The organism is Streptomyces sp. NRRL WC-3549 (assembly GCF_000721935.1).
GTDB lineage: Bacteria > Actinomycetota > Actinomycetes > Streptomycetales > Streptomycetaceae > Streptomyces.
Genome location: NZ_KL585441.1, coordinates 9,007 through 17,837, shown reverse-complemented (window position 1 = coordinate 17,837; position 8,831 = coordinate 9,007). Strand labels below are relative to the sequence as shown.

Below are 8,831 nucleotides of genomic sequence, written 5' to 3'. Positions count from 1 at the left end.
GATCCCGGCCGCCCCGGCAGCCGAGCGCCTCGCGAGCACCGCTTCCCGCGGGGACCGCTTTCCGCAGGGACCGCTTTCCGCAGGGACCGCGCGGAGCGTGCCGCACGCAGCACACCCCCGGCGGGGCCCGCGGCCCGGGCCCCGCCCCTTTCACGCGCGCGCGAGCGAGGGCCCGCCCGGGCCCGATCCGAAGTCCCCAGCTGTCGTGCGGACTTGTGACGTGCTTCCAGGACGGAAGCGGTTGCCGCCGCTAGATGAAAATGATTATTATTTCACTTGTTCGCGCACGTTCAAGATCGTGCGCTCTTCGATCCTTGGGGGGATCACCCATGCGCATCTCCGCCCGCACCCTGACCGTGGCCGGTACCACCGCGGCCGCCCTGGCCGTGACGGCTCTCGTCGCCACGCCCGCCGTCGCCGCCACCACCCTGACCGCCGGTCACGTCGACGTGGTCGACTCCGAGTGGGACGGTTCGGCCCTCCACCTCCACGTCCACGACGAGGAGACCGACACCGAGTACGAGCCGTCCGACGTGGTCCTCTCGGTCCCGGCCGCGGCCAGGGTCGCCAACCCGGGCTACGCCTTCCTGGGTTCCGGCAGCCAGGTCTGGCTGCTGCCGGAGGACCAGGCCCTCGCCGACGCGCGCGGTGTGCTCTTCGCCGGCTTCTCCACGGAAGCCCTCGAACCCGGGGTGTTCGCCGGGGACTCGGTGTCCTACAGCCTCGTCGACGCCACCCTCGACGGTGCCGGGACCGATGCCTTCAGCGTCTACGTCGGCAGCGGGACACGCTGGTACGACAGCAACACCGCCACCTCCTCCTACAAGACCAAGGCCTTCCCCGTGGGCGCCCACAACCACGCCACCTGGGCGTTCGAGGAGGCCGGAACCTACGAGCTGACCTTCCGTGTCTCCGGGACGGTCGCCGGGGCCGCCAAGACCGCCACCGAGACGTACACCGTGGTCGTCGGTTCATGATCGGGACCCTGACGCGCGGTTCCCGTCTCCTGGCGGTCGTGACGACGGCGGCAGGAGCTGCGGTGTCCATCGGCGCGGCGGGGCTGGTCGCCGGCGGCAGCGGGACGGCCCGCGCCGCCGGCGGCCCGGTCGTGATCGAGGACGGCGAGATGGATCTCGTACCCCGGCTCGTGGACGGCGCCCTGCGGCTGCAGCTCGACGACCGCTCCGGCGGCGTTCCGGTGGTGCGCGAACCCTCCCAGGTCGTCGTGCACGCCGGGCCGGCGACGAAGGAGGAGGTGATCAGCCCGGCCTACCCGATCGTCGGAGAGCTGGTCGACGCCTACTTCCTCAACGGGTACGCGAACGCGGGGCAGATCTACGCTCCGGAACCCGGGTGGAGGGGCGACGAGGCGGGCGGCGACACGGAGGTACGGCTCACGGGCTTCGAAGGCCTGGGGCTCTACGCCCTGTACACCTACACGCCCGCGATGGACTCGGCCGACGAGCCGGCCGTCCAGCACCTGGGGAGCGACAGCCCGGCCCCGGGTTCCTTCACCCTGCCGGCCGACGAAGAACGCCTGGCACCCACCTGGGCGTTCACCCGGGAGGGGGTCTACCGTCTGACCTTCACGGTCACCGGCGAAGGCCGCACGGATACCGGGACCCTCGCGGTCGTGGTCGGCGACGACGTGGACCCGGCCGATGTGGTACCGGGTGACGGACAGGTGCCGTCCGGGCCGCCGACGACCCCGACCGCGGGCCCCGCCCCGACGCCCGCCGCGACCCGGCCCGCCGCACACGTCATCGGCAACGGCCACCTCGACCTCGCGGCCCGGCCCGCCGACGAGGGGCTGTCGTTCCAGATCAAGGAGGGCACGTCCCAGGTCTACGCGTGGTACGAGCCGGGAGACGTGGTCTTGCACGTCAAGCCGGCGGCGAAGCGGAAGATCGGCGAGGGCTACGAGTTCCTCGGCGAGGCGGGCGACGCCATGTGGCTGCTGCCCATGCGTCAGATCGACGGGCTGGTCTGGCCCGGCTGGAGCACCGAGGAGTTCGCCGCGGCCGATGTGCGGGGTGACGTCTCCTTCCGGCTGGACTCCGTCCAGGGCCCGGGGTCCGTGGCGGTGTTCTCGACCGGTGCGACGGGCGGGGTGGACATCGGGCTCGACAGCCGTGACGGGCTGCCGGACGAACTCCGGCACTCGGCACACGCGCACAGCCACTGGAACTGGACGTTCACGGCGGAAGGTGTCTACCGCACGCGGTTCACCGTGAGCGCCACCCTCTCCGACGGCCGCACGGTGAGCGACACGGAAACCCTCGCCTGGGTCGTCGGGAACGGCACCGATCCGTCGACCGTGATACCGGGCGACGGCGACGCACCGTCCCCGGCACCCACCGCACCATCGCCCTCGGCGACGGCGACGGCGTCGGCACCGGTGCCGTCCGCCCGCCCCACACCGTCGGCTTCGGAATCCGGGCCCCCCACCCGTCCCGACGGGGCCGGGGAAGAGGTCGCGTCCCCGGCCACCGGTACGGGAGCGGGGCCGAGCGCCGGTGGTGACGCCGGATCCGGGAGCGGCAAAGGCTCCCCCACGGCCGCCGGAGGCCTCGCCTCGACCGGCTCGGGGGCGATGGTCATCGCGGGGGGCGCACTGGTCGCGCTGCTCGCCGGAAGCGGCGCTGTCGCCGTCACCCGGCGGCGTCGAACAGCTGGATGACGGCACCAGGTGGCGGAGCCCGGCCGCACGGCCTCGGGCTCCGCCACGGCGGTGCGCCGCGCCGGGGCGGCAAGGACATCGACTTCAACCACGCGACGTACCGCGCCGACCGGTTGACGAGGAAGGGCCCCGCGCCCCGGCTGACGGACGTCGGCGACTACGGCCGCAACGGGCCGGCGGCTCCGGCCCCGCCCGCCCGGGTCCGGGCGATGCCGTCCGCACGGTGGATCCCCGGACGGGGAGCCGACGCGGTACGGGGAGGTGTGCGACCGCCCGCTGAAAGCCGTTCCACGCGAAGAGACCGGGTCGGGCGATGCCGTGGCTGCGACCACCGCCCGACCCGGAGCTTGTCACGCCGGCAGCGTGTGTGCGGGCTGCTCGTGCTCGCAGGCGTCTTCGCTTCCGTGAGAATCCCAGGAAGGAAACGGGTCGCTCGCGGGAGGTTCCTCTCCCTCGGCGAGCAGGCAGCTCTCCAGAGCCGTGTTGAGGGCTTCGGCCCGGAGGCCGGTGCCGATGAACACCAGCTCCTGGCCCTGTGAGCCGTCACGGACCCCCATCGGCTCGAAGCGGGCCACAGAACCCGCCTGCGACCACAGGCCGGTGACCAGCGGGCGGCCGGCGAGCCGGAAGAAGCCCTTGGAGCGCAGGATCTGCCCGAAGGCTCCGCTGTCGAGCCCTCGGGTCACGAACTCGAACAGCCGGCCCGGACGGAAGGGCGCGCCGGAGCGGAAGACGAGGCTGGAGATGCCGTACTCCTCCGTCTCCGGCACGTGGTCGCCGTTGAGTTCCATGACCCAGCCAGGAGCCTCCTGAGCGCGCTCCAGATCGAACAGCCCGGTCCCCAGGACACGGGCGAGCGGCACCTGGCCGCGGACGGCGGTCACCACCCGGGCCCCCGGGTTCAGCCGGGTCAGGGCGGCGCGCAGCCGCAGGGCGTCGGCAGGCTCGACCAGGTCGAGCTTGTTGAGCACGATGACGTCGGCGAACTCGACCTGGTCCATCAGCAGGTCGCTGACCGTCCGTTCGTCTTCCTCGTACTGGTCCAGACCGCGCTCCGCCAGTCGGTCTCCACCCGCGGGTTCGGGCAGGAAGTCGGCGGCGTCCACCACGGTGACCATGGTGTCCAGACGGGCCAGATCACCGAGGGTCGCACCGTCGTCCCCGGGGAAGGCGAACGTCGCCGCGACGGGCATGGGCTCGGAGATGCCGCTGGACTCGATGAACAGGTGGTCGAAACGGCCTTCGCGCGCCAGCCGGGCGACCTCCACGAGCAGGTCGTCGCGCAGGGTGCAGCAGATGCACCCGTCGGTCATCTCCGCCAGTCGCTCCTCGGTCCGCGACAGGGCCGCCTCGCCGCCGCGCACCAGTGCGGCGTCGATGTTGATCTCGCTCATGTCGTTGACGATCACCGCGACCCGCAGCCCGTCGCGCTGGGAGAGCACGTGATTGAGCAGCGTCGTCTTACCGGCGCCGAGGAACCCCGAGAGCACGGTCACCGGCAGCCGCCGGTCTCCACCCCGCATCGCGCTCACCCTTCGGGGCGCAGCAGTCCGCGCTCGTAGGCCTTCACCAGCCGCTGCGGCACCCTGTACACGGAACCGTCGACCTGCACGGGCACCAGTCGGGGCGTCGCGGCCTTCCACTGGGCACGCCGGTGCCTGGTGTTGCTGCGAGACGTCTTCCGCTTCGGGACAGCCATGACCAACCTCCGAGAACAAAGGGGAACGACCGCGACACTACATGAAAACGACATCCATTCCCAAGTGCTCGGGAACGGCATCACGTCGGGCCGATGTCCGGGAATACCTCTCCCAGGACGAGTGGGGGGTGGCTCTCGGACTGCTGGAGGAGCTCGGCGACGTCCGACCGCTTCCGTGCCGCCTGGTGCCACTGACGCTGTTACGAGACCCGCACCGGCATGGTCCGAGCCGACCTCACCCTCCGCCCTGCCGTCGAGGCGCGGAGGCGGAAGCCCATCCCCGGGGCGGCGTCCCGCGAGCGATGTGGAGCATCGGCAACCGGACCCGGACCGGTGCGCCGGTCCTCGACATCGCCAGGCTCTGGGCCGGGTCCACCTCTTCCCTCGAACCCGGCGGACGGGCCTCGGTACGGCTCGCTCCCCTCTCCCCTCGGTAGTGGCGGCGTCTGCGGCCCGGCCATGGGACCACCAGGCACGAGGCCCGGTCCCTGGCCGGCACGGCGGTCGTCCTGGACGTTCGACGACCCGCGGCCGTCGGCGCGCCCTGACACATGGCGGCGGGCGGGCGGCCCCGGGCCGGCACGGAAGGGGTGACGAGGAGACGAGGACGCGGGCCGTCCCGGAGAGCGCTCGTCCCGGCCGGGCCCCGAACCCCCTCTTCCCCCGGCCGGCATGGTGGCCGCGCGCATACCCGGCCACCGAACTATGGCGCTCCGCCACATACGCCGCTCACCTGCGCGTTCCTACGGTATGGCGACACCCAGCCGTCCCCGTCACACGCCAGGAAGTGGTGCCGATGTCGTCGCCCGCAACCCCTCCACCAGCACCGAACAACCTCCGCCGCATCGTCGCCGCCGGCCTCGTCGGCACGACCATCGAGTGGTACGACTTCTTCCTCTACGGATCCGCCGCGGCGCTGGTCTTCAACAAGCTGTTCTTCCCCGACTCCGACCCCCTCGTCGGGACGCTGCTCTCGTTCCTCACGTACGCGGTGGGCTTCGCCGCCCGTCCCCTGGGGGCCCTGGTGTTCGGGCACTACGGGGACCGGCTCGGGCGCAAGAAGCTCCTGGTGCTGAGTCTGCTGATGATGGGCGGCGCGACCTTCGCGATCGGGCTTCTGCCGACCCATGCGACCGTCGGCTCCGCCGCCCCCGTCCTGCTCACCGTCCTGCGACTCGTCCAGGGGTTCGCCCTGGGGGGCGAGTGGGGCGGTGCCGTGCTGCTCGTGTCGGAGCACGGGGACGCGAGACGGCGCGGGTTCTGGGCGTCGTGGCCTCAGACGGGCGCACCCGCGGGTCAGTTGCTCGCCACCGGGGTGCTCTCCGCGCTCACCGCGCTGATGTCCGACTCGGCCTTCGGCTCCTGGGGGTGGCGTATCCCCTTCCTCCTCTCCGGGGTGCTCGTCCTCCTCGGTCTGTGGATTCGCCTCTCCGTCGACGAGTCCCCCGTGTTCAAGGCCGCCTTGGCCCTGGCGGAGCAGCGCAAGGCGGCCGACGCCGTGGTGGAGAAGATGCCCCTGGTGGCCGTCCTGCGGCATCACTGGCGCGATGTGCTGATCGCCATGGGTGCCCGCATGGCGGAGAACATCAGCTATTACGTCATCACCGCGTTCATCCTCGTGTACGCGACCACCTCGGCGGAGCTGAGCAAGCAGACGGCGCTCAACGCCGTACTCGTCGCCTCCGCCGTGCACTTCGCCGTGATCCCCGCGTGGGGTGCCCTGTCGGACCGGATCGGACGCAGACCCGTCTACCTGATCGGTGCGATCGGTGTTGGCGCGTGGATGTTCCCGTTCTTCGCGCTGATCGACACGCGCGGCTTCGGCAGTCTGCTGCTCGCCGTGACGGTGGGGCTGGTCTTCCACGGCGCGATGTACGCGCCGCAGGCGGCGTTCTTCGCGGAGATGTTCGCGACCAGGATGCGCTACTCGGGCGCCTCGATCGGCGCCCAGTTCTCCTCGGTCGCGGCGGGTGCCCCCGCCCCGCTCATCGCGACCGCGCTCCTCGCCGACTTCGGCACCTCGACACCGATCTCGCTGTACGTCATCGCCGCCGCGCTCCTCACCGTGCTGGCGGTCCTCTGTGCCAAGGAGACCCGCAGCCGGGACCTCACGGCCCTCGGACAGGACGGACCGGTCCCCGGGGAAGGGCCCGGCGGTCAGGGCGGCGCGGTGCTGCCCGCCGACGCGCGCGGCCTCTGAACGATCTCGACCGTCTCGCACCGTCCGGCCCACCGTGCCGACCCGCCCCTACCGCCCGGGGCCGCCGGAGCGCGGGCCGTGAGACCGCCGGGAGCGGCCGGGTGTGTATAAGAGACAGGGTCGGCTCGAACCAGGTGGGGCCGTCGTTGAGCGACTGCTTGATCCGGAACAGCGAGAACTCACTCAGCGGCGGCAGCGCGTCGACGGGGAACCACCCCACCTCCAGCGACTCGTCGTCGTTGACCCGCGCCTCACCCCCGGTGGCCCGGCAGCGGAAGGTGACGTCGAGGTACTGGCACCGGTCTCCGTTGGCGTACTGCACCGGCTTCAGCGCCTGGGTGAGGACGACGCGCTCCGCCACGCAGCGCACGGCGGTCTCCTCGTACACCTCTCGCTCGGCGGTCGCCGCGGGTTCCTCGCCGGGCTCGGAGATGCCGCCGATGACCGACCACTTGCCGGTGTCGGACCGCTGGTTGAGCAGCACGCGGCCCTGGTCGTCGAAGACGACCGCGGTGACACCGGGCAGCAGGAGCAGCTGGTGACCGGCCGTGGCACGGATCTCGCGGATGAAGTCGGGAGTAGCCATGCGGCGAGCCTACGTGGCGGCCGGGGTCTCCTCCGGCCCCGCCCCACGGCCCTCGCGGGCGCGCACCCGGCGGACCGCCACCCAGCCGAGGCCGGCCACCGCGACGAGTACGAGCAGGCCCTCGGGCAGGGGCCCCAGCCGGGTCGCCGGGGTCAGCGAGGAGCGCAGCGGCACCTCGTCGACCAGGGCGCCCGGGGTGAACATCCCGGTCTTCTCCACGATCGTGCCGTCCGGCCGGATCACGGCGCTGACCCCGCTGGTGACGGGCACCACGACGGACCGCCCGTGCTCCACCGCCCGGACCTGGGACATCGCGAGCTGCTGGTAGGTCATCTCGCTGCGCCCGAAGGTGGCGTTGTTGCTGGGTACCGCGATCAGCTGCCCGCCGTGCTTCACGGTGTCGCGCACGGCGTCGTCGAACGCGGCCTCGTAGCAGGTCACGAACCCGACCTTGGTCCCCGCCAGCTCGAACACCCCGACCTTCTCCCCGGGGCCGAACTCCCGCTGGACCCGGTCGACGTCCTTGCTGAAGATCCGGACGAAGGACCGCATCGGCATGTACTCGCCGAACGGCTGGATGTGGCGCTTGTCGTACGTGTCACCGGGGCCGCTCACCGGGTCCCACTGGATCAGCGTGTTGCGGAGCGTCCCCGTCTCGGGGGTGATGACCGCGCCGACGACGGTGGGCGCGCCGATCGCCCTCACCGCCCGGTCGATCACGTCGCGGGCGTCGGCGTTGCGGTAGGGGTCGAGGTCCGAGGAGTTCTCCGGCCACAGCACGAAGTCCGGCTGCGGCTCCTTGCCCGCCTCGACGTCGCGGGCGAGCTGTTCCGTACGCGCGGCGTGGTTGTCCAGGACCGCCCTGCGCTGCGCGTTGAAGTCGAGTCCCAGACGCGGAACGTTGCCCTGGATCGCGGCGACGGTCGCGGTGCCGTCCTCGGCCGAGTCGTCGACGAGCGGCAGTGCCGCGAGAGCGGCGAGGGCGGGTACGGCGACGGTGGCGGCGGCCGTCACCACGGCGGCCCGGGGGACGGTGCCGGTGACCTGGTGGCGGCGGATCTGGCGTACCGCTTCGAGGAGCCCGAACCCGCACAGCACCACGGCGAAGGAGAGCAGCGGGGTCCCGCCCAGCGCGGCGAGCGGGAGGAAGACGCCGTCGGCCTGACCGAAGGCGATCTTGCCCCACGGGAAGCCGCCGAACGGCACCCGGGCCCGTACCGCCTCGTCCAGGGTCCAGACGGCCGCCGCCCAGACGGGCCAGTACGGGAGCCGGGAGACCGCGGCGACCCCCATGCAGCCCACGGCGACGAACAGCGCCTCGGCGAGCGCGAGCGCGAGCCACGGGACGGGCCCGACGTCCTCGCCCGTCCAGTGCAGCAGCGGGAGCATGAAGCCGAGCCCGGCGAGGAGGCCGAGCCCCAGCGCCGCGCGCATCCTGCGCGCGGACAGGACCCACCCCAGCAGGGCGAAGCCGGGCAGCACCAGCCACCACAGGGGGCGGGGCGGGAAGCTCAGGTACAGCAGCACGCCGGAGAGGACGGCCGCGGCCGGCCGGACGAGCCGCGTCCTGGGACTCGCGCCGCGGGCGGCACGGACGGGCGGCGGTTCGTCGGCGGTGGTGATGGTGGCGCTCACCCGCCGGAGTCTACGGTGCCCGCCTGTGCGG

The 8,831-nt window shown here is 72.3% G+C and carries 6 protein-coding genes and 1 pseudogene; 3 read left to right on the top strand and 4 right to left on the bottom strand.

The window, feature by feature from the left end:
* The first annotated feature begins 329 nt into the window (after positions 1 to 329).
* Complete coding sequence (locus tag IH13_RS0133395) at positions 330 to 977, top strand: choice-of-anchor M domain-containing protein (RefSeq protein WP_051836011.1); 648 nt, start codon at positions 330 to 332, stop codon at positions 975 to 977.
* A gap of 62 nt (positions 978 to 1,039) precedes the next feature.
* The gene (locus IH13_RS0133390; protein ID WP_031090423.1) at positions 1,040 to 2,680 is read left to right on the top strand and encodes a choice-of-anchor M domain-containing protein; all 1,641 of its coding nucleotides are present in this window, start codon (positions 1,040 to 1,042) and stop codon (positions 2,678 to 2,680) included.
* A gap of 350 nt (positions 2,681 to 3,030) precedes the next feature.
* Here IH13_RS0133390 and IH13_RS0133385 read toward each other — a convergent pair whose 3' ends face one another.
* Together IH13_RS0133385 and rpmF are read right to left on the bottom strand one after the other, a co-directional pair.
* Positions 3,031 to 4,203 carry a CobW family GTP-binding protein gene (locus tag IH13_RS0133385; RefSeq protein ID WP_031090421.1) on the bottom strand — a complete coding sequence of 391 codons (1,173 nt, stop codon included), beginning with the start codon at positions 4,201 to 4,203 and terminating at the stop codon, positions 3,031 to 3,033.
* A 5-nt stretch (positions 4,204 to 4,208) separates the two neighbouring features.
* A complete protein-coding gene (rpmF, locus tag IH13_RS0133380; protein WP_031090419.1) occupies positions 4,209 to 4,379 on the bottom strand; it encodes a 50S ribosomal protein L32 in 171 nt (56 codons plus the stop codon).
* Positions 4,380 to 5,175: 796 nt separating this feature from the next.
* Here rpmF and IH13_RS0133370 point away from each other — a divergent pair.
* The gene (locus tag IH13_RS0133370; protein WP_051836010.1) at positions 5,176 to 6,579 is read left to right on the top strand and encodes an MFS transporter; all 1,404 of its coding nucleotides are present in this window, start codon (positions 5,176 to 5,178) and stop codon (positions 6,577 to 6,579) included.
* A gap of 118 nt (positions 6,580 to 6,697) precedes the next feature.
* Here IH13_RS0133370 and IH13_RS0133365 read toward each other — a convergent pair.
* Positions 6,698 to 7,165 (bottom strand): annotated as a pseudogene (locus IH13_RS0133365) (NUDIX hydrolase); the annotation flags it as partial.
* A 9-nt stretch (positions 7,166 to 7,174) separates the two neighbouring features.
* The gene (gene lnt / locus IH13_RS0133360) at positions 7,175 to 8,800 is read right to left on the bottom strand and encodes an apolipoprotein N-acyltransferase (protein ID WP_031090412.1); all 1,626 of its coding nucleotides are present in this window, start codon (positions 8,798 to 8,800) and stop codon (positions 7,175 to 7,177) included.
* Between the last annotated feature and the right edge of the window lie 31 nt (positions 8,801 to 8,831).

Bases quoted from the DNA above. Each gene is read 5' to 3' on its own strand.
- IH13_RS0133385 (WP_031090421.1), bottom strand. From the start codon at position 4,203: ATGCGGGGTGGAGACCGGCGGCTGCCGGTGACCGTGCTCTCGGGGTTC.
- IH13_RS0133370 (WP_051836010.1), top strand. From the start codon at position 5,176: ATGTCGTCGCCCGCAACCCCTCCACCAGCACCGAACAACCTCCGCCGC.
- rpmF (WP_031090419.1), bottom strand. From the start codon at position 4,379: ATGGCTGTCCCGAAGCGGAAGACGTCTCGCAGCAACACCAGGCACCGG.
- IH13_RS0133395 (WP_051836011.1), top strand. From the start codon at position 330: ATGCGCATCTCCGCCCGCACCCTGACCGTGGCCGGTACCACCGCGGCC.